Source organism: Acinetobacter sp. ANC 4862 (assembly GCF_004336635.1).
Taxonomy (GTDB): domain Bacteria; phylum Pseudomonadota; class Gammaproteobacteria; order Pseudomonadales; family Moraxellaceae; genus Acinetobacter.
Window position 1 is genome coordinate 36,073 of sequence record NZ_SJXH01000004.1, and the last position, 24,977, is coordinate 61,049.

Annotated in this window: 25 protein-coding genes and 2 pseudogenes; 2 read left to right on the top strand and 25 right to left on the bottom strand. The window is 41.5% G+C overall.

Annotated elements, in window-relative coordinates:
• Nucleotides 1–10: 10 nt before the first annotated feature.
• A pseudogene (locus tag E0409_RS02900) lies at nucleotides 11–841 on the bottom strand (D-arabinono-1,4-lactone oxidase); the annotation flags it as partial.
• A gap of 329 nt (nucleotides 842–1,170) precedes the next feature.
• Here E0409_RS02900 and E0409_RS02905 point away from each other — a divergent pair.
• A complete protein-coding gene (locus tag E0409_RS02905; RefSeq protein WP_131287410.1) occupies nucleotides 1,171–2,811 on the top strand; it encodes an acyl-CoA synthetase in 1,641 nt (546 codons plus the stop codon).
• Between the two features lie 149 nt (nucleotides 2,812–2,960).
• Here E0409_RS02905 and yjgA read toward each other — a convergent pair whose 3' ends face one another.
• From yjgA to mazG, 9 genes and pseudogenes are all read right to left on the bottom strand, one after another.
• Entirely contained in the window at nucleotides 2,961–3,497 is a 537-nt protein-coding gene (gene yjgA, locus E0409_RS02910; protein WP_131287412.1) for a ribosome biogenesis factor YjgA, read from the bottom strand.
• Between the two features lie 2 nt (nucleotides 3,498–3,499).
• The gene (locus E0409_RS02915; protein WP_010325935.1) at nucleotides 3,500–3,769 is read right to left on the bottom strand and encodes an HPr family phosphocarrier protein; all 270 of its coding nucleotides are present in this window, start codon (nucleotides 3,767–3,769) and stop codon (nucleotides 3,500–3,502) included.
• Nucleotides 3,766–4,617, bottom strand: coding sequence for an RNase adapter RapZ (gene rapZ / locus E0409_RS02920; RefSeq protein ID WP_131287414.1), 852 nt, complete (start codon nucleotides 4,615–4,617; stop codon nucleotides 3,766–3,768). The genes E0409_RS02915 and rapZ overlap by 4 nt, the downstream gene beginning before the upstream one ends.
• A gap of 25 nt (nucleotides 4,618–4,642) precedes the next feature.
• Complete coding sequence (gene panC, locus E0409_RS02925; protein ID WP_131287416.1) at nucleotides 4,643–5,488, bottom strand: pantoate--beta-alanine ligase; 846 nt, start codon at nucleotides 5,486–5,488, stop codon at nucleotides 4,643–4,645.
• 2 nt (nucleotides 5,489–5,490) lie between these two features.
• A complete protein-coding gene (panB, locus tag E0409_RS02930; protein WP_131287419.1) occupies nucleotides 5,491–6,300 on the bottom strand; it encodes a 3-methyl-2-oxobutanoate hydroxymethyltransferase in 810 nt (269 codons plus the stop codon).
• A 39-nt stretch (nucleotides 6,301–6,339) separates the two neighbouring features.
• Nucleotides 6,340–6,828: a 2-amino-4-hydroxy-6-hydroxymethyldihydropteridine diphosphokinase gene (gene folK, locus E0409_RS02935; RefSeq protein WP_131287421.1), complete on the bottom strand. Its 489-nt coding sequence runs from the start codon at nucleotides 6,826–6,828 to the stop codon at nucleotides 6,340–6,342.
• Nucleotides 6,825–8,276, bottom strand: a complete 1,452-nt coding sequence (gene pcnB, locus E0409_RS02940; protein ID WP_131287423.1) for a polynucleotide adenylyltransferase PcnB — start codon at nucleotides 8,274–8,276, stop codon at nucleotides 6,825–6,827. Before pcnB ends, folK begins: the two co-directional genes overlap by 4 nt.
• Before the next feature lie 136 nt (nucleotides 8,277–8,412).
• Nucleotides 8,413–8,769 (bottom strand): annotated as a pseudogene (locus tag E0409_RS02945) (ComEA family DNA-binding protein).
• 61 nt (nucleotides 8,770–8,830) lie between these two features.
• Complete coding sequence (mazG, locus tag E0409_RS02950) at nucleotides 8,831–9,592, bottom strand: nucleoside triphosphate pyrophosphohydrolase (RefSeq protein ID WP_131287425.1); 762 nt, start codon at nucleotides 9,590–9,592, stop codon at nucleotides 8,831–8,833.
• Between the two features lie 120 nt (nucleotides 9,593–9,712).
• Here mazG and E0409_RS02955 point away from each other — a divergent pair, with 120 nt between their 5' ends.
• Nucleotides 9,713–10,486: an SDR family oxidoreductase gene (locus E0409_RS02955; protein WP_131287427.1), complete on the top strand. Its 774-nt coding sequence runs from the start codon at nucleotides 9,713–9,715 to the stop codon at nucleotides 10,484–10,486.
• Nucleotides 10,487–10,566: 80 nt separating this feature from the next.
• Here E0409_RS02955 and E0409_RS02960 read toward each other — a convergent pair whose 3' ends face one another.
• The 15 genes from E0409_RS02960 to ilvC all read right to left on the bottom strand — a co-directional run bounded on the left by E0409_RS02960 (nucleotide 10,567) and on the right by ilvC (nucleotide 24,977).
• Nucleotides 10,567–11,214 carry a 4'-phosphopantetheinyl transferase family protein gene (locus tag E0409_RS02960; RefSeq protein WP_131287429.1) on the bottom strand — a complete coding sequence of 216 codons (648 nt, stop codon included), beginning with the start codon at nucleotides 11,212–11,214 and terminating at the stop codon, nucleotides 10,567–10,569.
• Between the two features lie 92 nt (nucleotides 11,215–11,306).
• Nucleotides 11,307–12,716, bottom strand: a complete 1,410-nt coding sequence (gene der / locus E0409_RS02965; RefSeq protein ID WP_131287431.1) for a ribosome biogenesis GTPase Der — start codon at nucleotides 12,714–12,716, stop codon at nucleotides 11,307–11,309.
• Between the two features lie 3 nt (nucleotides 12,717–12,719).
• Nucleotides 12,720–13,868 carry an outer membrane protein assembly factor BamB gene (gene bamB, locus E0409_RS02970; protein ID WP_131287605.1) on the bottom strand — a complete coding sequence of 383 codons (1,149 nt, stop codon included), beginning with the start codon at nucleotides 13,866–13,868 and terminating at the stop codon, nucleotides 12,720–12,722.
• Nucleotides 13,868–14,569: a YfgM family protein gene (locus E0409_RS02975; protein WP_131287433.1), complete on the bottom strand. Its 702-nt coding sequence runs from the start codon at nucleotides 14,567–14,569 to the stop codon at nucleotides 13,868–13,870. The genes bamB and E0409_RS02975 overlap by 1 nt, the downstream gene beginning before the upstream one ends.
• A 30-nt stretch (nucleotides 14,570–14,599) precedes the next feature.
• Nucleotides 14,600–15,895, bottom strand: a complete 1,296-nt coding sequence (gene hisS, locus E0409_RS02980; RefSeq protein WP_131287435.1) for a histidine--tRNA ligase — start codon at nucleotides 15,893–15,895, stop codon at nucleotides 14,600–14,602.
• A complete protein-coding gene (gene ispG / locus E0409_RS02985; protein ID WP_131287438.1) occupies nucleotides 15,892–17,007 on the bottom strand; it encodes a flavodoxin-dependent (E)-4-hydroxy-3-methylbut-2-enyl-diphosphate synthase in 1,116 nt (371 codons plus the stop codon). The genes hisS and ispG overlap by 4 nt, the downstream gene beginning before the upstream one ends.
• 24 nt (nucleotides 17,008–17,031) lie before the next feature.
• Nucleotides 17,032–17,820 carry a helix-turn-helix domain-containing protein gene (locus E0409_RS02990; protein WP_131287440.1) on the bottom strand — a complete coding sequence of 263 codons (789 nt, stop codon included), beginning with the start codon at nucleotides 17,818–17,820 and terminating at the stop codon, nucleotides 17,032–17,034.
• Entirely contained in the window at nucleotides 17,811–18,617 is an 807-nt protein-coding gene (pilW, locus tag E0409_RS02995) for a type IV pilus biogenesis/stability protein PilW (protein WP_502699784.1), read from the bottom strand. Before pilW ends, E0409_RS02990 begins: the two co-directional genes overlap by 10 nt.
• Before the next feature lie 16 nt (nucleotides 18,618–18,633).
• Entirely contained in the window at nucleotides 18,634–19,869 is a 1,236-nt protein-coding gene (gene rlmN / locus E0409_RS03000; RefSeq protein ID WP_131287442.1) for a dual-specificity RNA methyltransferase RlmN, read from the bottom strand.
• Nucleotides 19,870–19,992: 123 nt separating this feature from the next.
• Nucleotides 19,993–20,424 (bottom strand): nucleoside-diphosphate kinase, encoded by a 432-nt coding sequence (gene ndk / locus E0409_RS03005; protein WP_067722016.1) that lies wholly within the window; start codon nucleotides 20,422–20,424, stop codon nucleotides 19,993–19,995.
• A gap of 109 nt (nucleotides 20,425–20,533) precedes the next feature.
• Nucleotides 20,534–20,734, bottom strand: a complete 201-nt coding sequence (gene iscX / locus E0409_RS03010) for a Fe-S cluster assembly protein IscX (protein ID WP_131287444.1) — start codon at nucleotides 20,732–20,734, stop codon at nucleotides 20,534–20,536.
• Between the two features lie 86 nt (nucleotides 20,735–20,820).
• On the bottom strand, nucleotides 20,821–21,372 hold the full coding sequence (locus E0409_RS03015; RefSeq protein ID WP_131287446.1) for a phosphatase PAP2 family protein: 552 nt from the start codon (nucleotides 21,370–21,372) through the stop codon (nucleotides 20,821–20,823).
• Nucleotides 21,373–21,403: 31 nt separating this feature from the next.
• Nucleotides 21,404–22,687 (bottom strand): glycosyltransferase family 4 protein, encoded by a 1,284-nt coding sequence (locus tag E0409_RS03020; RefSeq protein WP_131287448.1) that lies wholly within the window; start codon nucleotides 22,685–22,687, stop codon nucleotides 21,404–21,406.
• 187 nt (nucleotides 22,688–22,874) lie between these two features.
• Nucleotides 22,875–23,690 carry an XAC2610-related protein gene (locus tag E0409_RS03025; RefSeq protein ID WP_131287451.1) on the bottom strand — a complete coding sequence of 272 codons (816 nt, stop codon included), beginning with the start codon at nucleotides 23,688–23,690 and terminating at the stop codon, nucleotides 22,875–22,877.
• Nucleotides 23,691–23,960: 270 nt separating this feature from the next.
• Nucleotides 23,961–24,977 carry a ketol-acid reductoisomerase gene (gene ilvC, locus E0409_RS03030; protein WP_086173953.1) on the bottom strand — a complete coding sequence of 339 codons (1,017 nt, stop codon included), beginning with the start codon at nucleotides 24,975–24,977 and terminating at the stop codon, nucleotides 23,961–23,963.

Sequence of the window (24,977 nt, forward strand, 5' to 3'; positions counted from 1 at the left end):
CGCCCTCTCCTCATTTTCCAGGCAAAAATAATTGCTTTAAATATAGATTCAGCCATTTTTGATGTGGATCCAATTGCTGACGCAACGCCATAAAATCGTCCCATTTCGGGTATAAATCGCGAAGCGAAGTTGCTGTCATGCTATGCAATTTCCCCCAATGTGGCTGTCCCTGATATTTCTGTAAAATCGGTTCGACCAAATCAAAGATCGCATGATAATCCTGTTTATAGAACTGATGAATGGAAATAGAAACTGAATCACGCTGATAAAAAGGACTGAGCCAGATATCATCCCCTTTGACATAACGAAATTCGATCGGGAAAAACATCGGCACTTGATGTTTGCGTAAGGTATGTAAAATTTCATCCAGACACTGTAAACCTAAATTGACCGGAATCTGATATTCCATTTCATTAAATTTGGTCTTGCGCGGGGTCGGAAAAATCCAGGATGACCAATCCACATAGCAACTTGGTTTTACAAACACACTCAGCAGTTTTTGCAGATAGGGATTGGTATGTAAAAAAGCCCAGAATTCAATATGTCGGTGCTGATGTTTCCATTGATCAATATGGGTAAATACGTCTTTTAATGAACACAGCCGAATCTGTTCTTTTAATTTAAAGCATGGTCGATTTTGCAGGGTGATTTGGGTCAATATACCCAAACTGCCCAATGCTACCCGTCCAGCCAGAAATATCTCAGCATTCTGCTCACGATGACATTGCAACAGCTCTCCATCCGCGGTCAGTAATTCAAAGCCTTCCACAAAAGCAGATATGCAAGGTAAATCGATGCCTGTGCCATGCGTTCCGGTAGAAATGGCTCCCGCCAAACTTTGTAATTAACTAATCTGGCTGGGCTGAACAATCCGCGCAGCACTGGACTGGCTCCCTGACCAATTTCGCCACACTTCATCCGCCTGTTGTATTTTCATTATTCTTCCTTGGCTGATATTATTTTAATTGCTCAAGTAGAGTAAAATACCTAAAAAATCAAACATGGGAACCCATGCGTTCAAAACATTTAAGTACGGTTAAATATTTTCATTAATATTCAATAGCTTAAAATTTATAAAAACGTACTCGACTAAAGCATAAATGCAACATTCATGATAAATACATATCTTTTCAACAGGATATGAAAATAAATATACAACGGAGTTTCCCAATGGTTAGCGCATATGATGAATTACCGCGTACCCCCGCAAATTTTGTAGCGTTGTCACCTTTACGCTATCTTGATCGTGCAGCTTATATCTATCCCAATCAGAACGCGATTATTCACGGTAAGCGCCGAATCACTTGGCGTGAGAAATACAACCGTTGCCGTCAGTTTGCCAACCAACTCCAAAAATTAGGCATCGGTAAAAATGATACCGTTTCAGTACTGCTACCTAACGTTCCTGCCATGATTGAAGCGCATTTTGCTGTGCCGATGGCAGGCGCAGTCCTCAACACCTTAAATACCCGTCTGGATGCCAAAACCCTTGCTTTCATGCTGGAACATGCTGAAAGCAAAGTCTTATTGGTTGATCCTGAATTTACAGCGCTTGCAACTGAAGCGCTTGCCTTGGTTCCACAAGACATCTATGTAATTGATGTGGCCGATGAAGAATTTGAAGGTGAAGACAGCCGTATTGGTCAAATCGAATATGAAGACTGGATTGCCCAAGGTGATGCAAATTTTGAATGGCATTTACCACAAGATGAATGGGATGCTATCAGCTTAAGTTACACTTCTGGAACCACGGGCAACCCTAAAGGTGTGGTTTACCATCATCGCGGTGCCTACATTAACGCAGCCAGTAATATCATTGCTTGCGGCATGATGCCTCGCGCCACCTATTTATGGACACTGCCCCTGTTCCACTGTAATGGCTGGTGCTTTGCCTGGACCATGGCTGCCAACGGCGGAACCAATGTCTGCTTACGTAAAGTCGATGCTGAACTGATCTTCAAATTGATTGCTGAACATAAAGTGGATTACTTCTGTGGCGCACCGATTGTTCTGTCGATGCTGATCAACACGCCTGAAGAGAAAAAGACCGAGATTGATCACCGTGTCGAAGTGATGGTGGCGGGTGCCGCTCCTCCTGCAGCAATCATTGAAGGTATGCGCAATATCGGCATTAACGTGACTCATGTTTACGGTCTGACAGAAACCTACGGTCCTTCGGCACTGTGTGCTTCTCAAGCCGGCTGGAGTGATTTGTCGATTCAAGAACAAGCACAGTTGCATTCACGTCAAGGTGTTCCTTACCCATTACAAGACGGTATGAAAGTGCTTGATCCTGAAACCATGCAGGAAGTTCCACATGATGGTCACACCATGGGCGAAATTATGTTCCGTGGTAACATTGTGATGAAGGGGTATCTGAAAAACCCTGAGGCAACAGCGGAAGCCTTTGCCGGTGGCTGGTTCCATACCGGTGACCTTGCCGTTTGCCAGCCCGATGGCTATGCCAAAATCACCGACCGTTCCAAAGATGTGATTATTTCCGGCGGAGAAAATATTTCATCGCTTGAAGTGGAAGAAGTGCTGTATCAACATCCGGCTGTGCTGACTGCGGCGGTGGTTGCGAAGCCTGATCCACGCTGGCAGGAAGTTCCATGTGCCTTTGTGGAACTCAAACAAGGTAAAACAGCAACACCTGAAGAACTGATTGAATTCTGCAAACAACATCTAGCACGTTTCAAAGTGCCTAAAGATCTGGTGATTACAGAAATTCCAAAAACCTCAACCGGGAAACTGCAAAAATTCATCTTGCGTGACTGGGCAAAAGAACGTGCTACAGGTGAGTTTCAGTAATTTACCCTCACCCCACAACCCTCTCTCTAACTCTATCCCTGAGCAAGCGACAATGCACTGCATTGTCGCAAAGCGCAAGAGCGAAATACCAAAGCATAAAAAAGCGGCTCATATGAACCGCTTTTTTATTTCTATCACTGAACAAAAAATCAGTTATCTGAAATCAATGCCACTTGCTGAATATAGTTAAATAATTTCAACTTAGAAGCAGCGACTTGTTCTTCAGGCAATTGTTTGGTGATATCACGCTGAATACGCAAGATATGCTGACGAATCGGATGATGTTCAGCCGCATTATGCGCTTTCATGAATTCTTTGATTGCTGGATCACCCTGTGCAATCATTCGGTCAACCCAACGCTGCAATTGTGCGGTTTTTTTCGCACCTTGTTGCGGGGTCAAATAAGATAAAATCACTGCCTCATCTTCATTGCGCAATAATTTACCAATCCGGAGAAATTGGCGACGGCGTGCTTCATGTGACGTAATATTACGTACGTCTAACAACGCATCAATTAAACGTTCTTCCACAGGGAGTTTCTGAATTTGTTTAAGACTCAATTCAGAGAGTTGTTCACCTAAAGCAGCCATACGCTGAACTGCTTTTTTTTGTTCGGTTTTGCTTGCACGTCCTTCTAAAGTTTCAAAGTCATCTTCAGTAAAACGCTGTTGCGGTCGACGTGCCACGATTAATCTGCCTCGTAAAATTTTGCTGCAAATAGTGCCTGAATTTCAGATAAAGCTTGTTCTTCATCTGCACCTTCAAGCACTAAACGTAAAGTTGTGCCTTTGCCTGCACCGAGCATGAGCAAGGACATAATATTTTTTGCATCGACTAATTTGTCACCTTTACCAATTTGAATCGATGAACGAAATTTGGTGGTAACTTCAATTAGCTTTCCAGACGCACGCGCATGTAAACCTAGTTTGTTAATTACGTCAACAGTTGTGTCAATCATGACCAGTGCTTCATTTCCCTGTGTAAGACCTGAATAGACCATTTTGCCTCAAGAGCCTTTTTGAGTCTATCCACAATATATACTGAACGGTGCTGCCCTCCCGTACACCCAATAGACACCGTCATATAGTGACGATGCCCCTCTGCAAAGGCAGGCAACCATTTATCTAAAAAATGATAAATGTCTTCGAACATCTCGTTGGTTTGTTCACTTTGCAGCAAAAACTGTTGTACAGGTAAATCTAAACCTGAATATTTTCGCAATTCCAGATCCCAATGCGGATTAGGCAAATGACGTACGTCAAACACATAATCGGCATCGAGGGGAATACCGTGTTTATAACCAAAAGATTGTAAAATTAAAATTAAGTTATCGGATTGTCCAAGTTTAGACAACAAAGTGTGCTTTAGATCATGCACACTTTTATCACTGGTATCAATATGAACTGTGGAACGTAATTGTATCGGAAGCAATAAGGTTTTTTCTTCCTGAATACACTGATTCAAACTTTTAAAACGACTGGATAAAGGATGTGGACGCCGCGATGCACTAAAACGGGAAATCAATTGTTGATCTTGTGTGGTCAAATAAATGATATCCACCGAACCATGTCTTTGCAGTTGTTCAAAAACATGATCAAACTCTTGTAGATCTGCACGGGTACTGCGTACATCCACCCCTAAAGCCAATTGCTCTAAATTATTTTCACTGTCCAGTTTGGCAACAATTTCAGGCAGCAATGCCAATGGTAAATTATCAATACAGTAATAGCCCAAATCCTCAAGCACCTGCAAGGCAGATGATTTTCCTGATCCAGATTGTCCTGTAACGATTAAAATACGCTTCATGGCAAGGCTGTCCTATGACTAAATTTTATGCAGTATACTTAACTTGCAAGTTATCAATCAGTCGAGTTGTACCTAATTTAGCAGCTACAAACAAAACGACATCCTGATCAAATGCTTCAATTTTTTGTAATTCTGGAGTACGTGCTTCCACATAATCCACAATAAAACCCACTTGTGTCAACTTTTGCTTAATATTTTCCAACACTTCCGCTAGAGCAACACCATTTTGCAGTTCTTGTTCAGCCGCTTTTAAACTTTGGTAAATTGTCGGGGCAATCTGACGATGTTGTTCACTTAAATAACCATTACGCGAGCTTAAAGCCAAACCATCTTCTGCACGGGTGATCGGCACACCAATCACTTCCAATGGAATATTCAAATCACGTACAAACTGACGAATCACCGCCAGTTGCTGATAATCTTTTTGTCCAAAGAATGCAAAATTCGGCTGCACCATATTAAACAGTTTAGTCACAACCACAGCCACGCCATCGAAATGACCTGGACGCTGTAAACCACATAAATCGTTAGTAATTTCAGACACAGTGATATTAGTTAAACGTGGTTTATTGCCATACATTTGCTCAACACTTGGTGCAAATACAATGTCACATCCCACATCTGCCAACAAATGGCTATCCTGTTCTAAAGTACGTGGATAATTTTCAAAATCTTCATTTGGACCAAACTGAATTGGATTGACAAAAATACTAACCACCACGACATCACATATCTTGCGTGCTTCACGCACCAGGTTTAAATGACCTTCATGCAAATTCCCCATGGTCGGGACAAAACCAATAATTTTTCGTGCCGCTCGAGCTGGACTAAGTGAAGCGGTTAATCCTTGAATAGTGGTTTCAGTTTTCATGTTTACAGCTCGACTTGAAAAGTTTGTTCTTTAGCAGGGAAAGAACCATCCTGTACTGCAGCATGGTAGGCTTTAAAAGCATCCAGAATTGCAGTTTCCCCTGCCTGTTCTTTCATAAAGTTACGTACAAATTTAGCCACGCGACCAAAGGTCAAGCCCAGCATATCTTGAACGACTAGCACCTGACCGTCGGTATCTGCACCTGCACCAATCCCAATCACTGGAATATGCGGGAACAATTCACTAATTTCTTTACCCAATTGTGCAGGTACACATTCTAATAATAATAATGCAGCACCCGCTTCTACCACGGCTTTACAATCTGCAATCAGTTGATCCGCTGCTTCACGGGTACGTGCCTGTAATTTATATCCGCCAAAGACATGAACAGATTGAGGCGTTAAACCCAAGTGTACACAGACTGGAATGCCATTACGTGTCAAAACAGTGACAGTTTCACTTAACCAGGCTCCGCCTTCCATTTTGACCATTTGCGCGCCAGCTTGCATGACGGTTTTTGAGCTTATCAATGCGTCATTTAAAGTGGCATAACTCATAAATGGCAAGTCAGTCATAATGAAGGCATGCTGATTCCCACGGCGTACCGCAGCGGTATGGTAAGCCATATCTTCCACAGTCACGGGCAGGGTTGAATCACGGCCCTGGATCGACATCCCTAAAGAATCACCAATTAAAATGCTGTCGACTTCTGCAATTTCCATTGCCTTTGCCATACTGGCGTCGTAACAGGTCAGACAAGAAAATTTGCGTCCATCAGTTTTAAATTGTCTTAAGTCACTGAGACTAATCATCAAGATGTTCCTCTAACACGTTCCAAGAACATGCCTAAATTAAATATTTGACCAAGTTTCATCATCCAGAACAGTCAGGGTTGGATGTTGAACCACGGGTAAATCTTTTAATCGTTGTGCTTTAATTTCTATATTTGCATCTAAATCTAACAAGGGGATGACCACAAAATCACGTTCCAACAGCCCCACATGTGGAACGGTTAAACGCTCATTTTGAATGTGTTCTTGCCCATAGACCAATAAATCTAAATCTAAAGTACGCTCGCCCCAACGACGTAAACGCACCCGACCTGACTCTTGTTCAAAACGTTGTAACTCATCCAATAAAAGCAAAGGCGCTAAATCAGTTTCTAGCTGTACCACCGCATTTAAATAATTCGGTTGGTCTTGGGGTCCCATGGGAGGACTTTGATATAACTTGGATGTTTTCACGGTTCCAAGTGTTGCCAGCTTTTGCACAGCTTCAAGCAAAATCTGGCGTGAATCACCCAAGTTACTACCTAAGCCAATATAGGTGACTATGCTCATTGTGTCGGTCCAAAAACAACTTGGCTTAAATCACGTTTTACACGTTTACGTTTTAGAATTGGATGGTCATATGCAATCTCCGAGCCACCTGCAGAAACTGTTTGAACAGGTCGGTCAGATCGGGTTCTGCTCTTGCGTTCACGACGGCGTGGTTCAGGCTCGTTTACCAAAGGCTCAATTTCTACAGAGACGGATTTAGGTTCAATCACATCTTCTGTTGCGGCCTTACGACGACTTTTTGCGCGTTGGCGATTATATTGACTAATGGCACGTTCTTTTTCATCCGTACTCATCAGCTGATATGAATCCCACCACATGCCCATACCTTGGGTAGTGTTGTCGCCTGACTTCTCACGAAGCAGCAGGAAATCGAAGCCGGCACGGAAACGTGCATGGGTCGATAACGCTTGTATTTGCTGTGGTTTTGGATTCAGCAAACGGGTTTGCATTTCCCAAACTTCACGAATAAAGGTTTCTGCAAAACGTGGAATAATGGTACGGGTAGCCTGACGTTTTAATACATCCAAACCCGCCTGTGCACGTGCTTCTGCAGCAACAACACCTTTACTGAGGTAAAATTCACAACGTTCTAAAAAGGGTTTCCACAGCAACACGGCATAGAAAAATGCAGGGTTAATGGTTTTACCAATTTGAATACGTTGATCGGTATTGATGGCTGCGCGTTCGATAAAGGTTGAAATATCTGGACGGATATCCGCAAACAGCTGACGCCAGATATCAAAATCAATCAGCATCGGCAGCACGCGATTCAAATGCCCCATGGTGAACAATTTCTGCGATTCGTCATATAAACGATGCGGAGAAATATCACGCAGTAACTGGGTCATTTCAGGGGTGAAAATCTCTAAAATTTCAGGCGCAATACTGAAATTTAATTTTGCCGCAAAACGCAAAGTACGCAGCATACGCACTGGATCTTCTTCAAAACGTAAAGTCGGATCGCCCAATAAGCGTAAAGTTTTATTTTCTATATCATCAACTGCATTACAAAAATCGAGCACGATCCCTTTACGCGGCTGGTAATACATCGCATTAATGGAAAAATCACGGCGGGCAAAATCTTGCTCAATCGTGCCCCAATTATTGTCACGTAAAATCATACCTGAAGCAGAAGTCACTGCTTTTTTAGGCGGTGCACGGAATGTCGCAACTTCGATCAGTTCTCGGCCTGAATAGACATGAGCAAGCTCAAAACGTCGCCCAATAATACGACAACGCCGTCCGAAAACTTCTTTCACTTGCGCCGGTGTGGCATCAGTGACTGCGTCAAAATCTTTGGGATTCAGACCCAACATTAAGTCACGGACACCGCCACCGACGATATAAGCTTCAAAGCCTGCCTTATTTAAGGCATCGATAACATCTAATATGGAAGAAGGTAATTGAGCGGTTGATAAACCACATTTTGACGCGCGCAAAGTTTGCAAAAGACGCTGTCTCCTACGTCTGAACGTAAAATATCTAAGATGACGCTAATCATATATCTAACACAATCAAAGGGCAATTTGATTATCTCAATGCTAAATATATTGTTTGGCCCTTCTTGACTGCTTGACCTATGAATTACAGGCTTAATCGATCTTTATTCTTGGCAAATAAAGCGGGTCCAATTCCCTTGACCTGCTGTAATTCTTAAATGTTTTTAAATTTTCCATTTTTTTGACGATAGGCAATGATCGCTTCTGCTTTTTTTAAACCGATCCCAGACAGCTCTTGTAACTGTTCCAGATTGGCCTGGTTCAAACTTATTTTAGCCCCAGTGGATGCCTGTAAAGCAGGTTTCGCCAAATAGTAATTTTTTGGCGGAGATACATGCGGTATTTTTAAACGTGCATCCTGGGCTTCCTGTTCAGCCTTCCATTTTAAATAGTGTTGGTCGAATTGTTGAGCATAACCCGTCGTTCCGCTCAACACCGACATCAATACACCCATATAAAAAATTGCATTCAGGATCTGTATTATTTTTTTCATTATCGGCCTTTTATTTTAATTGTTGTTTTGCCTGCTCCCAGAGTCGATCCATTTCTTCTAAAGACAGAGTCTCAATTTTTTTATGTTGTTGCTGAGCGTGATCTTCAATGAAAGCAAAACGAGTTCTAAATTTATGAATAGTGCTTAAAAGCGCCATTTCACTGGAAAGTCCCAGTTTACGTCCAACATTGATGAGTGAAAACAAACAATCACCAAATTCATCGAATATTTCGTCGGAATTTTGATTATGCATGGCCTGTTGCAGCTCTTGTAATTCTTCATTCAGCTTGTCATAAGCGCCTGCCACATCAGGGAAATCAAAGCCAATTTGTGCAGCATTTTTTTGAATTTCATGCGCTTGTTGAATTGCAGGTCCATGCTTGATCTCATCTAAACGGGATTGGGCTTTTCCCTGTTTTTCTTGTTGTTTAATTTGTTTCCAAAGCACAGCAACATCATCTGAACTGAGCTGTGAAAATTGCTCTGCCTGAAATACATGTGGATGACGACGAATTAACTTTTCAGTAATCGCATTCACGACATCATTAAAATCAAAAGCACCGACTTCACTATACATTTGCGACTGAAAAACGACTTGCAGAAGTAAATCACCGAGTTCATCGCGTATCTCGTTTGTATTTCCCTCCCTAACCGCCGCTTCCACCTCATACGCTTCTTCGATGGCATATTTAGTCAGGCTTTGCGGAGTTTGCTGCTGATCCCATGGACATTTTTCACGTAATTCACGCATCACTGCCAATAATTTATCCATGTTTTCATCACTCCAATCATTTCCAATTAACAACGGTTTTCACTATCCAGGTTGGTTATGCTCAAACACAACGAGTTAAAAAATTAAGCGCACAAAAACAAAATTGATAGGGAAAAACCTATGCACAGTATCTTTATTAGTGGTGCAGCACAAGGCATTGGTGCTGCAACGGCAAGGCTCTTTTATCAGCACGGCTATAAAGCCGGCATCTATGATATCAATGAGGTTCTAGCCCGAAAACTTGCCCAGCAATTAGGATCACAAGCTAAAGCAGGTTTACTCGATGTTGCTGATTATCAGCAATCGCAACGAGCTTTAACTGAATTTCAAACTTGGGCAGGCGAAATGAATGTGTTGGTCAACAATGCTGGCATTCTCTATTCAGGGGCTTTTGAACAGACCGATATTGCAGCACATCACCGAACCGTCGATATTAATGTCAAAGGTGTTTTAAATGCTTGCCATGCCGCTTTACCTTTCCTAAAGCAAGCTTCTTTCGCTCGTATTATCAACCTGTCTTCTGCCGCTGCAATTTATGGCCAAGCCGATTTAATCTCGTATTCAGCCAGTAAATTTTCGGTTCGCGGCATTACCGAAGGCTTAGATATTGACTGGCAAAAATACGGCATTCGCGTTTTAGATGTCATGCCTCTATTTGTTCAAACCGCAATGGTCAAAGATATGGATGCAGGCAGCATCCAAAATATGGGCGTGCATTTAACCGCTGAAGATGTCGCACAGGCAATTTACGCACGTGTGCAAGCAAAAGACTCCCTATTCGCCAAAATCCATCAAGCGGTAGAACTTAAAACCAAAGTACTGATGATGCGTTCTAAGCTCAGCCCGCAGTTTATTAACCGGATGAGCAATATATTTTTGGCAAAAAGAAAATAAGCAAAATCGAAGTAAAAAAGAACCTGATGAACAGGCTCTTTAAAAACTCAATGATTCATAAAGTTTATTTAAAAAACTTTTTAAGCTGGAAAAAATATTTTGATTTCTGGAAAAGCAAAACCTTTACAAGAGGCTTCTGCACGCCATGCAACGGTTAACATGACATGACTGAGGTTGAAATTTTGATAAGCAAATGTTCCGATTAAAGGATGAGTGCATAATCCTCCATCATAAACAGGATGCACCTGAGTCTCTAGCTCATTTAAATTTAGATGTATACCCAAGCCAGATGCTTTCAATACCGCTTCTTTAGTCGTCCAGACTTTAAACCAATAGTCACGATCGTGTTCCAGTTCCTTCCAGTGTTGCAATTCATTGGGGTGAAAAGCATGCGCTGCCAAAGCTTCAAATCGTACCTTTCGATCTAAATCTTCAATATCCACACCTAAATCCTGCATATGGGTACTGGTTACTAAAGCATAATTTTTTTGACTATGACTATGATTAAAATAAAATTTAGGCGATTTAACTAAATACGGTTTGCCATGTTGAGTGGTAGCAAAATCTTCTTGCTGAATTGTGGTCTCTAATTGTTGGGAGAGTAATTGATTTCGATAATGATAAATTGCCTGTTTTTGCTGCTGAATTTTAGTCTTGCGATCCAATTCTTTAGATAGAGGGACAATATGCTCAATTGTATCGACATCTATTCGTATCAATCTGGTCACGTGTACATCCTTATCCCAAAATATAATGACATCTTAAAAGAAAAAAGCCCAAAGTAAACTTCGGGCTTTTTATCAGCATCAACAAAAATCCATTAGCGCTTAAATTTCTTTTCAGCCTTTTTAAACTTCTGAACATAACGACGTTTACGTGCTGCAACGCGTTCATCCATTTGCGACTTACGCCCTTCAAACGGATTTTCAGACGTTTTAAAGTCAATACGAACCGGTGTACCTTCAAGTTTGTAGACACGACGGAAGACATTTTCTAAATAGCGACGATAATCTGCAGGGGTTTTATCAACCTTATTACCATGCACAATAATCGTTGGTGGATTTTGACCACCCATATGGGCATAACGCATTTTAATACGTTTACCGTTAATCATTGGCGGTTGATGTGCTTCAGTTGCATCATTCAAAATTTGGGTTAATTTCGCTGGCGAAACTTTCAAATGTGAAGAATCAAATGCACGATGGATTGAAGGATACATTTCCCCCACACCAGTACCATGAAGTGCTGAAATTAAGTGCACTTTCGCCCATGGAATAAAGTCAAAACGACGTTCAACATCAAGCTTACATTGCTTGCGGTCATACTCCGTCATGTTATCCCATTTGTTGATTGCAATCACCATTGCTCGACCCGCTTCTAAAGCATAGCCAATCAAATGTAGATCTTGTTCAACCACGCCTTCGCGTGCATCCAATACCACAATTACAACGTGAGCATCTTTAATGGCTTGCAAAGTTTTCACGATTGAGAATTTCTCAACCATTTCATCTACCTTGCCTTTACGACGTACACCTGCAGTATCAATCAGCGTGTATTTCTGCTCATTCCGTTCATACGGAATATAAATAGAATCACGCGTAGTACCTGGCATGTCATAAACCACAACACGCTCTTCACCCAGTAAACGGTTGACCAAGGTCGATTTACCGACGTTCGGACGACCAATCACGGCTAAGCGTAAACCAGTGTTCTGGTCATGCAACTCAGGATCTTCATCCTCAGGAACATCTGCAAGCACATCTTCCAGCATTTGAGCAACACCACGACCGTGGCTTGCTGCAACATGTAATGGTTCGCCAAAGCCGAGTTGATAAAACTCAACCACTGCAGCTTCTGCATGTACACCATCAACTTTGTTTGCAACCAAGTAAACTTTTTTCCCTAGGGTACGAAGTTCTCGTGCAATTTGTTCATCTGACGCTAGTAATCCCGCACGCGCATCAACAACAAAAACAATAATATCGGCTTCATTGATGGCTGTTTTTGATTGCTCAGCCATATATGAATCAATACCTGCTTCACTTTCACCGATACCGCCTGTATCAACTACAATGAAGGATTTATTTTGGAATACTGCATCGCCATATTTGCGGTCACGAGTAAGACCAGCAAAGTCAGCAACGAGTGCATCACGACTCTTGGTAATCTGGTTAAATAACGTTGATTTACCGACGTTCGGACGTCCAATTAGCGCAATTACGGGTTTCATAAATTAACGGTTCTGCCAAACGCTTAACGCGCCCTTTCTGGTGGAGACATATAGTTGTCCATCAATTTCGCGTAGTGAACGTACTTCACCACTTGTTTTTGATCGACCAATGAGTTGCCCAGAAGTTGGATCGATTAAGTGTAATACACCATCGAGATCACCAACCACAAGGTCTTGTCCGAGAACAACAGGATTACTGAGCTGACGATTGAGCAAACTATCGTTTTGCCATAATTGCTCACCTGTTGTTAGTGCATAAGCAGTGATTTTGCCATCTGCCTGTGCAACAAAAACGGTATTATTCATTACTTCTGGACGTTGGATACTGCTTGCATCTTCACTCCACACCACTTGTTGTGAAGCTAAATCTGTAACAGTGACTTGTCCTTGGAAACTGGTTGTTACAAGAAACTGACCTGCAACAACTGGATCGCCATCAATATCATTGAGGCGTTGAATATCTGAACGGCCTTCGCTTACTGCAACACGGCGCTGCATACGCGGTACACCACTGAGTATATCAAGGGCATAAACATAAGCATTTGACGAAGCAATCAATACCGTACGCGGGTCGAGTGCGACCGGAGATGCCATTCCACGTAAGCTAAATTGTACATTAGGAAGGTTATATGTCCAAACTTGCTGACCGGTGGCAAGATCATGTGCATAAACAGTGCCGTCATTACTGACAGTAATTACACGACCGGATTGAATCAGTGAAGTCGATAAAATGGCGCCTGCCAATTGTGCAGTCCACTTTTGCTCGCCTGTTGCTTGATCTAAAGCGAACAATTGACCTTTCTTGTTACCAACAACAAGAGTGCCTTCACCTGCTTCTACACCAGAGCTTAAGCCCTGCTTAGACACCTTTTTTTCCCAGATACGCTGCTTGCCTTGATAAGCCGCGACTTCACCTTTTGGATCTAAGGCAAAGATTACACCGTTATCCACATCTAAACGCAGACGTAATGGATCCGCTTTCAATGTTGATGAAACACTTTGAGAAAATACCGGAACAAGACTTTTGGCTTGAGCCAATTTAGGTAATGGATTCGGCTTAACCTCTTCCACTTTAATTTTATTGGTTGAACAGCCAACAAGTGCGAATGTTAAAATTGTCAGCGCAAACGGTATTTTGTATTTTCTATCCATCATGACTCATCCACTTGTGTTTCTAAAATTGGTCGTTCCACATCAGGATCATCAACTAAAACGCCGACACTTTCGAGTTTAATTTGTAAAATTTGACGTTCCTGCTGACGTTCAACCAGTGCATCCCATGCACTCTTGTACGATTTCTTAGCATTTTCTATATCATTTTTAGCAACATACACATCACCAAGCGCTTCATCAGCGGTCGCTTTAAAAGCGGGATCTGTCACTGCAGACAATGTCTTTAATGCATCATCATATTTCTTTTGCGCAAGCTGAGCATAAGCCAAGCGGAGTTTAACTAGCTGAATCAAGCCTGCATCATCCAGCTTAGAATTTTCAACTTTTTTTAATGCTTTTTCTGCATGCGCATAATCTGCTTTGTCATAAGCCAATTTAGCCATAAGCAATTGCGTTTGAATGGCTTGTGCAGAATCTGGGGCTTCTTTGACAATTTTGTCCGCAGTTGCAGATAAGGCATTAAATGCATTGGCATTGCCTTGCGCATTTTTAGCTTCATCCATCAACTGTTGAACCTTGGCTGTTTCCATTTGAGATTCAGCCAGGTTTTTCTTCTGCCAATATTCCCATCCGAAAAAGGCAATCAACGCAATTAAAATCCCACTAATCATGGCAGAGCCATATTTCTTAGTGAAAGATTTCAAGCTATCAAGTTGTTCTTCATCACTCAATGCGTTCATGTGATTACCCTTTCCTTATGTTTTTTAAGCTTATTTTGAAGAAAATTTTTCAATGAAGAATGGCACAATATTCGCCACAGCAACATCAGTTTGCTCGGCGGTCGCCAATTCTTTCACAGCTAATTGTTGTGCTTCCCACTCACGTTCACCTGCAATCACGGCAAAAATAGCGCCAGATTGATCGGCTTTTTTCATCTGAGATTTCATCGAACCTTGAGAACCGACTTTCAGGCGAATATTGCTATTTGCCTCTTCGATCTGGTTACGAATTTGTTCTGCAAGTACCAAGGCTTTACCTTGCGATGCAGGATCCGACAACAAGAATACTTCACAATCGCGTACAGGTGTATTGTCTTCAACTTGTTCAAGTAGAAGCAGTAAACGCTCCATACCCATTGCAAAACCAACCGCAGGTACAGATTGATCAGTTTTACCTTTCAATTGACCTACAAGACCATCATAGCGACCACCAGCACATACGGTTCCTTGTGAACCCAAATGTGTAGTTGTCCATTCAAAAACGGTTTTGTTGTAGTAATCTAGACCACGAACCAATTTTTGGTTAATCACAAATTCCACACCTGCATCAGTTAAATACTGCTGCAATTGTGCAAAATGATTCATGCTATCCTCACCCATGAAGTCATGCAGTTTCGGTGCATTTTCAAGGATTTTTTGCGTACGTGCATCTTTAGAATCGAGGATACGCAGCGGATTGGTGCTTAGACGACGTTGTGAATCTTCGTCTAAATCACCTTTATGCGATTCTAAAAACTCAACTAACGCTGCACGGTATGCCGCACGTTCGTCTGATTCACCTAAAGTGTTCAATTCTAAACGGACTTTATCCGCCACACCCATGCGTTTCCACAAACGTGCAGTCATCAAAATCAATTCTGCTTCCATATCCGGTGTAGCAACACCAAATGTTTCCACACCAAATTGATGGAACTGACGGTAACGCCCTTTTTGTGGTTTTTCATAACGGAACATGGGTCCGACATACCACACACGAGGAGTCGCACCGCGAAGCAAGTTATGCTCAAGCATGGCACGTACACAGCCTGCAGTCCCTTCAGGACGCAAAGTCAAAGACTCAGGTGGATTACCCTTGTCCAAGAACGTGTACATTTCTTTTTCAACAATATCCGTAGCATCACCAATTGAACGTTTGAACAGATTGGTCTGTTCAACAATCGGCAAACGGATTTGCTGGTAACCATAAGCATCCATTAACGATGCTAAATGTTGCTCAAGACGTCTCCACGCAGCAGTTTGCGTTGGAAGAATGTCATTAAAACCTTTGATTGCGACAATTGAACTCATGATGAACTACGAATAATCTCTTTAGATTTAGCTTTTTCAAGCTCTAGAACACGTTGACGAACCATAGTTTCGATTTCATCAACCAATTGATTGGTATCGATTAAATGGCTTTTCTCACCATTACGATACACCAGTGAACGCGGACTTGCACCAACCACGCCAATATCGGCTTCTTTGGCTTCGCCCGGACCATTCACTTTACACCCAATCACGGATACATCCATGGGGGTACGAATATCTTCCAAACGCTCTTCCAGTGATTGCATCACTTTAATCACGTTAAATTCTTGACGCGAACAGCTTGGGCAGGCAATAAAGTTAATTCCGTTAGAACGAAGCCCCAATGATTTTAAGATATCAAAACCAATTTTCACTTCTTCTTCAGGCTCTGCTGCCAAGGAAATACGCATGGTATCGCCAATGCCTTCCATCAACAAACCACCGAGGGCAATTGCTGACTTCACAGAACCGGTACGGTAGATCCCAGCTTCAGTTACACCCAAATGCAGTGGATTATCAATTTGCGCTGACAGTAAACGGTAGGCATCCATGGTTAGAAACACATTTGATGCTTTCACCGAAATTTTAAATTCCTGGAAATCCAGACGGTCTAAAATATCGATATGACGCATCGCAGATTCAAGTAACGCTTGACCTGTCGGCTCGCCATATTTTTTCTGAATGTCTTTTTCCAGTGAACCGGCATTCACGCCAATACGCATTGAAATATCGTGGTGACGTGCCGCAGCAACCACTTCACGAATTTTCGCTTCAGAACCAATATTGCCTGGGTTAATACGCAAGCAATCTGCACCGGCATCAGCAACAGCTAAAGCAATCTTATAGTCGAAATGAATATCGGCGACTAAAGGCACATTCACCTGTTTACGGATTTCACCAAATGCCGCTGCTGCTTCCATCGAAGGTACAGAAACACGCATGATGTCCGCACCGACATCGACACAACGTTGAATTTGTGCAACGGTTGCAGCCACATCACAGGTTTCGGTATTGGTCATACTTTGGATACTAATAGGTGCATCACCACCTACATAGACTGAACCAACACGAATTTTACGAGTGGGACGGCGCTTAATCGGATTTTCAATCATTAATATCGCTCTTCTCTTTACCCATTAACGTGACAAACGAAAGTCTGCTTTGCCATCCACTGTATAAGGTGACAACGCAATATTTTCATTATTTAAAGTTAATGTGACAGCTGATGCATCATCAAGGCGAATTTGGAATGGAGTTTCACCATTTAATTTCACTGTTGATGCTTGACGACCTGTTACCAGAACTTTACCGGTTGAATCTACAATATGAACAGAAGTTGGGCGGCTAAACTCAAGCTCCAACTGATCACCCGATACAGCTGTTGAATGATCTAGATTCAACACTTCTACATCGGATTCTGCAGGTGCAATTTCTTGGTTATCATCTTTATTTGACGACAAATTTTGTATAGCCATCACAGCAGCAACTACAGCAACCAATACCACTAAAGCAATGACGATACGTTTTAACCACTTCTTATTGCGATCACGATTTGAACCTGGGAGTTTGCCCATAATTTTAATCGGTGAATTGTTTAAGGCATGATTTGGCAATAACCCTGTATCATTTTGATAGATCTCATCAAAACGCTGGATGATCGCTGTTGCATCGACTTTTAAATATTTCGCATAAATACGATAGTAACCTTTAATAAAGGTCGCTTCCGGCAAAGCTTTATAATCATCTTGCTCTAAAGCTGTCAAAGTTTTCACTTGCATGTTCAAATCTTTGGCAGCGTCATTTAATTCACGCTTTTGTGCAATTCGAATTTGACGTAAGTACTCACCTGGACGCTGAACATTTCCTAATGCATTGGGTGCTACGCTTGAACCATTTGATTGCTGTGAATTAGGATTTACTTCCATACGGCCTCAGTACTGTACTGTAATTGCAGATAACGTTGGTATTCCGGACTCTCTGGAAAGAGTGCACGTAATTGATTGACAAGTACCTGCATTCCCATTGTGTCACTATTTGCCCGTGCATTTCGGATACCAATCCAGAGCGCACGCGCACCTTGATTCTTTTGACCAACACCACGCACAAACTGTTCATACAACTGTGTCGCAGCAGTGGTCTGCTGTTTCAAATAAAAAATTTCGGACAACTCTAACATTGAAATGTAGGAGTCACGATTTACTTGCAGGGCCTGTTTGAATGATTTTTCAGCATTCGCCATATCACCTAGTTTTAAATAAATTCGCCCTACATTTTCCAATGCCTTGTAGCGCTGATCATAACCCAATGTTGTTCCCGCTACATTGAGTTGCTCAATCGCGTCATTATAACGCTCAATTTGATACAAATAAGTACCGTAGTTGTTACGCGCTTGTGCATTTTTCGAATCAGCAGAAATGGCACGCTTAAAATATGCTTCTGCCTTATCCATACTGACTTTACTGCCTTCTTGTTGCAGTAAAATCCCCATCATCATATTCGCAGCGGAATCTCGAGGATTCATTTCAAGCGCTTGGTCTAAAGTACGCTTTGCAGAATCCAGATCGCCCGATTTGATATATTCTGCAGCCAATTGAGTGCGAACTTTAACTGCTTTTTCTGGATCTTTCTTCACCATTGTTGTCGATGTCTGACAAGCAGTGATAAAAATAGCAGACATACAAATCATTGTAATAAAAGCTAATTTATATGCGGGCTTTCTCAATTGACGTCCCCTTTTATTATCCTTGAGAGCGCATAATCTCATTACTTTGCGCAATTTTCTTTTTCCACTGTTCCGCACGACGGGTACGGTCAGCCACTTGACCCACTAACTGTCCGCACGCAGCATCAATATCATCACCACGTGTCTGACGAATCGTACACACAAAACCTGCATCAGACAAAGTTTTTTGGAAAGAAATAATGCGGTTACGGCTTGAACGACCGTATGGTGCATGCGGGAATGGATTAAATGGAATTAAATTAATTTTACTTGGTAAATTTTTTAACAACTTAATCATTTGTTGTGCATGTTCAGGATGATCATTCACCCCATCCAGCATCACATATTCAATGGTCACATGTTTACGTGAACTTTCGTTACCATCTTTGGCAATATAACGCTGACATGCAGCAATGAGCTGCTCTAACGGATATTTTTTATTAATTGGAACCAATTCATTACGCAGTTCATCATTTGGCGCATGTAAAGAAATGGCAAGCGCCACATCAATATCTTTGACCATTTGGTCGATTTTCGGCACCACACCAGACGTCGATAAAGTCACACGACGTTTTGACATGCCATAGGCAAAGTCATCTAACATCACACGCATCGAGTTCAACACGGCATCGTAGTTGAGTAATGGCTCGCCCATACCCATCATCACCACGTTGGTCACTGAACGTTCGCGCTCAAGCACCGGCACATCTTCCATATAGGAATAGTTCGCCATCCACAGCTGACCGATAATTTCCGCCTGAGTCAAATCACGCTGGAAACCCTGTTTACCGGTTGAGCAGAATGAACAGTCCAGTGCACAGCCCACTTGTGAAGAAATACACAAGGTACGGCGCAAACCGCTACGATGTTCTGCCGGAATCAGCACAGTTTCGACGAGAGAACCTTCACCATCGCCAACACGGAATACCCATTTACGGGTACCGTCTTTAGAATAGTTTTTATGCACCACTTCGGGCGCTTTAATTTCACAAATACGTTCCAATTTTTCACGCAGTTTGCCTGAAATATTGGTCATTTCAGCAAAATCAGTTACGAAGAACTGGTGAATCCATTTCATAACCTGCCCGGCACGAAACTTCTTCTCACCCATATCCTCAAAGAATTTTTCCAGTTGCGGACGTGACATGCCGAGTAGGTTCACTTTTTCCACAGCATTTTGCTGTGTCGGAGCGGATGGAGATGGTTGCTGGTCAGCAGAAATTGCTGATGTAGCGACGACTTCAGTACTCATGTGTAATTACCTAAACCATGTCTAAAGATGAAAGGAGAAGCTCAATAATCGAGCAAAGTATTATTCAGAGAATAAAAAAACCAGATAAGTATAATAACACTTATCTGGTTTGAATACTTCGAATTAACGAGTACGTGGGCAGATCTCAGTTTGAGCGAAGAAGTAGTTAACTTCACGATCAGCAGATGCAACTGAGTCAGAACCGTGAGCAGCATTTTCGTCGATGCTTACAGCGAAATCTGCACGGATAGTACCAGGAGCAGCTTCTTTAGGGTTAGTTGCGCCTAAGATATCACGGTGAGCAAGAACAGCGTTTTCACCTTCAAGAACAGATACTACAACAGGACCAGAAGTCATGAACGCAACAAGGTCACCGAAGAAACCACGTTCTTTATGCTCAGCATAAAAGCCTTCAGCTTCAGCTTGAGTCAAATGTTTCATTTTAGTTGCAACGATTTTAAGACCAGCTTTCTCAAAACGAGCAAAGATGTCACCGATGTTGTTTTTAGCAACTGCATCTGGTTTAACGATAGATAAAGTACGTTCGATAGCCATGATTGGCTCCTTATGTCAATTTGACGAGAAAATTTTGCCGCATTATACCGAGATAATCAGCAAGTATCAGCTTTTGATATGTAAAAAGTTGCTTTTTTCGATTTACTGATTAACGAACTTCATCAATCCAGGCCATTTGAATCCCTTCCAGCAAACCTTCAGTCGATTTTTCCGGGTCATCCTTGAAGTCTGGCAATGCGCAAACCCATGCATGTAGGTCTGTAAAGCGAATCCATTGCGGATCGACATCGGGATGTGCTTCAGAAAGTTCAATTGCAAGATCAATAGTGTTAGTCCAACGTAAACCCATGGTTATTCCTAAGCGCTAAATGAATGCCCTACTTTAACAAATTACTAAAATCGAGAGCTAGTTTTTCGATTTTTAAAAAGACATTTTTATAACACGATATTTAAAAATGGCGCGGTAAAAATAATTCCTGTTGCGACCAACACACCAATCAACGCCCCCACAATCACATCACTCGGATAATGCAGTCCTAAAACCATACGGGATATGGCAACCAAAAGCGTAAAAGGCAACATCAAAACAAGTAACATCGGCTGAATATAGCCCATCACTGTGCTCGCCATGACGGCATGCAAGGTATGTCCAGACGGAAAGCTAAAGTGATCTAGCGGTTGCTCTCGCAATAGAATCACTTGATGCACTTGATAAGGTCGAGGACGTGTAGTTTTTTGTTTCAAGATTTTATAAATTGCAGAACCTATAGACCCACTAATCAAGATATATAGCAACTGCTCGATATAAAACTTATCTTCCAATACCCAAAGACTGGCTAACATGAGGCACCAAAACAAACCATTACCGAGACGACTAATGATCTTAAAAAAATGGGCTACCGTATGTGAATGTGAAAAATGATTCAGATACATACATCCTTTTAAATCGAGATCTAGCATCGTTATTATTGCTTTTTTTAATTTCATGATGATTCTCCTTTAAGCATCTGCTTAAAATTCAGGATGTCATTTGCATCTCTCTGGCAACTCCATATAGTGCCTGTTCAAACTGTCGCACAGGATTTTGCCATCCTACATCCTGTACTGCTTCACGGGCTTTTATCCCCATGTATTTCAAGTGATGATTATTCGGTAACTGATAAATTAACTGAATCAGTTTATCCATCTGACCTAAAGGACTTAACCACCCTGTTTCATTATTTTTCACATGTAAATGTGCACTAGCATAATCATAAGCAATCACGGGCAAACCACTTGCCATGGCCTCAAGCACCACATTTCCAAAGGTTTCAACTTGACTGGCAAATACAAAAACATTGGCACTTGCATAAGCTTGAGCTAATTTCAAACCGGTTAAATTTCCCGTAAAAATAACATCATGACCTTGGCATAACATTTCCAAACGAGTCCGATCTGGTCCATCACCGACAATGACGAGTTTTACATCATGCTGAGTCATTCGCCTCATAGCGATATAGGCATTCACCACGACATCTATTTCCTTCTCGGGAGATAGTCGTCCTACATACAACATCACCCTGGTTTCTGAAGTAGCTTTCCAGTGTTGACGTAAAGCCTCCGAACTATGTTCTGGAGAAAAACATGCAAGATCTACACCACGTCCAACAATAGCCAACGGGCAACGAACACCAAACTGTCTTAAAATATATTCTGTATCTTTACTTGGAATACAGGTAAGTTGTGTATTGTTATGAAACCAACGTAAATAGTGCTGGATGGGCTTAACTAAAAAAGCCAAATCAAAAAAGCGACTAAACTCTTGAAAAGGCGAATGAAAACCACTTGAAACCGGAATTCCTTTGCTTTTTGCAGCCTGCAAAACACTCAAACCTAAGGGTCCTTCGGTAACAATATGTACAACGTCCGGTACAAATCTATCCAGTGCTTGTGATACTTTTAAAAATTGTGGCCAACCAAATTGAAGGCTTGGGTATTTAGGAATAGATTGTGCTTTGACCAGACACTCTTTACTGGGGATAAAGTCGTGACAGCTCTCCTGTTGCTCTGGTCGAATCAGTAAAATTTTATGACCTTGTTTTTGCAAACCTTTACAGAGTTGTAGTAAAGATAGTGCCACCCCATTAATTTCTGGAGGCCAAGTTTCAGTAACGATGGCTATTTTTAGGCGTGGACGAACCAAGTCTTTTAAAACCTGGATATCATCACACACAATATTTTGCTTTCTTTGTTTAAAATAAAATTGAAAACTTTCTGGAAAATCTTGTTGTTTTAGCAGACTGGTCGCATACAAATTTGCCATACAACACCTATGTCGTTATTTTAGACTTAGCTTAGATGTTGTTTCTTTCAGTTTGATGATAATTAGATGTAGATTTATTGAAATACGGTATAATCCTAAAATAAATAAAGAGAAAACATATCCTTCTAAACCATCATGTTTTAAACAGCTCTTTTTAGTTATATCTTTAATTACAAGCAGTGAGTGGTTATTCCATCCGATTTAACAACCCTTTTTCCACTTGGTATAACTGCCCCTCCCCAAAATCAATTTGTTGCTTTTCCCCATGTACATTTGGAAACCCCACAATCTTTTCAAGTTGTGGTGAGCGCTGAAACTGTTGGGTTTTGGGGTTAAACATCCAATAAATATAACGTTTATCTTGAATGGTTCGTTCTCCTGAAATATCTGACAATACAATGTCATAATACCCATCAAAATTAATATCCATATAACCGATACTTTTCGGAAACGCAGTAAATCCTGTTAGGCTTTGTGCCACATTGTTATTATTTTTATTCACAATATCTAATCGTTTGAGTACCGAACCATATGGCTGGTTAATATCTTCCTGACCATAAAATTTAAAAATAAAATTAGGTTTAGCTGAGACCTTTATTGCAGGCTCAAATTGAATAAATTTTCCCAAAGTATCATCACCATCAGCCAACATCGCCTTAAGATCACCGCTATTAGGATTGAGTATCCCTGATAATTGATAAGTCTTATTTGTTATATTTTCAGAATCGGCATCAACAGATTTTAAATTCAGCTGATCACCTTTTTGCAATCCTTTTAAATTGATTGTCTGAGGTTCAACCAGGTCATATAACGTGGCATGCGGATTCCAAATACCGGCATACAAGCTAAGGAAATATCTTCCCTCACTCGAACGCAACATACGTTGCATGGAAACACGAACGTTATTGAGTGGTTTATATTCTGGAGCATTTAAAACAGTTTCAGCAGTACTTAAATTGGAAAAAGCCAACGCAGCAATACAAAGCAATAATTTAGTTTTCATTTTAGTTTTCATTGTTCAGCACACTCAATAATGCGGACGATTATGAGTACTGTATCACAAAAAAATCGCTCAATTGAGCGGCCTTTTTGTATCTTTGAAACAAAAAGAAAACTTAGTTTTTCTCTTTGTCTACGATTGTATTTGCTTGAATCCAAGGTATGAACGAGTACAAAACACTGTTTTGTACGAAGGGCAAGGAGGAAAAATACTGCTTTGCATAAAAAAGCCCCTGTTATAAAACAAGGGCTTTTTTGACTTAGAAATTAGAACTTAGTTCTTTTCTTTGTCTACAATCTTGTTCGCTTGGATCCAAGGCATCATCGCACGAAGTTTGTTACCTGTTACTTCGATACCGTGAGCTGCATTTTGACGACGACGTGCAGTCATAGATGGGTAGTTCAATGCACCTTCTTGGATGAACATCTTCGCGTATTCACCAGACTGGATACGTTTAAGCGCATTACGCATTGCTTCACGAGACTGTTCGTTAATTACTTCAGTACCCGTTACGTATTCGCCATATTCAGCATTGTTAGATACTGAATAGTTCATGTCCGCGATACCGCCTTCAAACATCAAGTCAACGATCAATTTAAGTTCGTGCAAGCATTCAAAGTAAGCCATTTCAGGCGCATAACCAGCTTCAACCAAAGTTTCGAAGCCCATTTTAACCAATTCAACAGCACCACCACAAAGAACTGCTTGCTCACCGAAAAGGTCAGTTTCAGTTTCTTCACGGAATGAGGTTTCGATGATACCTGTACGACCACCACCTACGCCTGAAGCGTAAGAAAGCGCTACGTTACGTGCATTACCAGAAGCATCTTGGTGAATGGCGATTAAGTCAGGCACACCTGAACCACGTTGGTATTCAGAACGTACTGTGTGACCTGGTGCTTTAGGCGCAACCATGATTACGTCTAAGTCAGCACGTGGTACAACTTGGTTATAAAGAATAGAGAAACCATGAGCAAATGCTAAAGTCGCACCTTGCTTGATGTTTGGCTCAATCACGTCACGGTAAAGTTGTGATTGGAATTCATCTGGAGTCAAGATCATTACTACGTCAGCTTGCGCTACAGCAGCAGGAACTTCAGCAACTTTAAGACCTGAATTCTCAGCTTTTTTCCAAGAAGTAGAGTTCGCACGTAGACCAACAGTTACGTCAACGCCAGAGTCTTTAAGGTTAAGCGCATGTGCGTGACCTTGTGAACCGTAACCGATGATCGCTACTTTTTTACCTTGGATGATAGATAAGTCACAGTCTTTATCGTAAAAAATTTGCAT

Coding starts and splice junctions, on each gene's coding strand:
- mazG (WP_131287425.1), bottom strand. CDS start 9,592: ATGGATAAATTATTGGCAGTGATGCGTGAATTACGTGAAAAATGTCCA.
- panC (WP_131287416.1), bottom strand. CDS start 5,488: ATGAAAACTGAAACCACTATTCAAGGATTAACCGCTTCACTTAGTCCA.
- E0409_RS03025 (WP_131287451.1), bottom strand. CDS start 23,690: ATGAAAACTAAATTATTGCTTTGTATTGCTGCGTTGGCTTTTTCCAAT.
- E0409_RS02905 (WP_131287410.1), top strand. CDS start 1,171: ATGGTTAGCGCATATGATGAATTACCGCGTACCCCCGCAAATTTTGTA.
- ispG (WP_131287438.1), bottom strand. CDS start 17,007: ATGATTGAAAATCCGATTAAGCGCCGTCCCACTCGTAAAATTCGTGTT.
- ilvC (WP_086173953.1), bottom strand. CDS start 24,977: ATGCAAATTTTTTACGATAAAGACTGTGACTTATCTATCATCCAAGGT.
- der (WP_131287431.1), bottom strand. CDS start 12,716: ATGAAACCCGTAATTGCGCTAATTGGACGTCCGAACGTCGGTAAATCA.
- panB (WP_131287419.1), bottom strand. CDS start 6,300: ATGATTAGTCTCAGTGACTTAAGACAATTTAAAACTGATGGACGCAAA.
- E0409_RS02915 (WP_010325935.1), bottom strand. CDS start 3,769: ATGATTGACACAACTGTTGACGTAATTAACAAACTAGGTTTACATGCG.
- E0409_RS03020 (WP_131287448.1), bottom strand. CDS start 22,687: ATGGCAAATTTGTATGCGACCAGTCTGCTAAAACAACAAGATTTTCCA.
- rlmN (WP_131287442.1), bottom strand. CDS start 19,869: ATGAGTACTGAAGTCGTCGCTACATCAGCAATTTCTGCTGACCAGCAA.
- E0409_RS03015 (WP_131287446.1), bottom strand. CDS start 21,372: ATGAAATTAAAAAAAGCAATAATAACGATGCTAGATCTCGATTTAAAA.
- rapZ (WP_131287414.1), bottom strand. CDS start 4,617: ATGAAGCGTATTTTAATCGTTACAGGACAATCTGGATCAGGAAAATCA.
- E0409_RS02955 (WP_131287427.1), top strand. CDS start 9,713: ATGCACAGTATCTTTATTAGTGGTGCAGCACAAGGCATTGGTGCTGCA.
- ndk (WP_067722016.1), bottom strand. CDS start 20,424: ATGGCTATCGAACGTACTTTATCTATCGTTAAACCAGATGCAGTTGCT.
- E0409_RS02975 (WP_131287433.1), bottom strand. CDS start 14,569: ATGAACGCATTGAGTGATGAAGAACAACTTGATAGCTTGAAATCTTTC.
- E0409_RS02990 (WP_131287440.1), bottom strand. CDS start 17,820: ATGGAAGTAAATCCTAATTCACAGCAATCAAATGGTTCAAGCGTAGCA.
- bamB (WP_131287605.1), bottom strand. CDS start 13,868: ATGGATAGAAAATACAAAATACCGTTTGCGCTGACAATTTTAACATTC.
- hisS (WP_131287435.1), bottom strand. CDS start 15,895: ATGAGTTCAATTGTCGCAATCAAAGGTTTTAATGACATTCTTCCAACG.
- iscX (WP_131287444.1), bottom strand. CDS start 20,734: ATGGGTTTACGTTGGACTAACACTATTGATCTTGCAATTGAACTTTCT.
- folK (WP_131287421.1), bottom strand. CDS start 6,828: ATGAGCATAGTCACCTATATTGGCTTAGGTAGTAACTTGGGTGATTCA.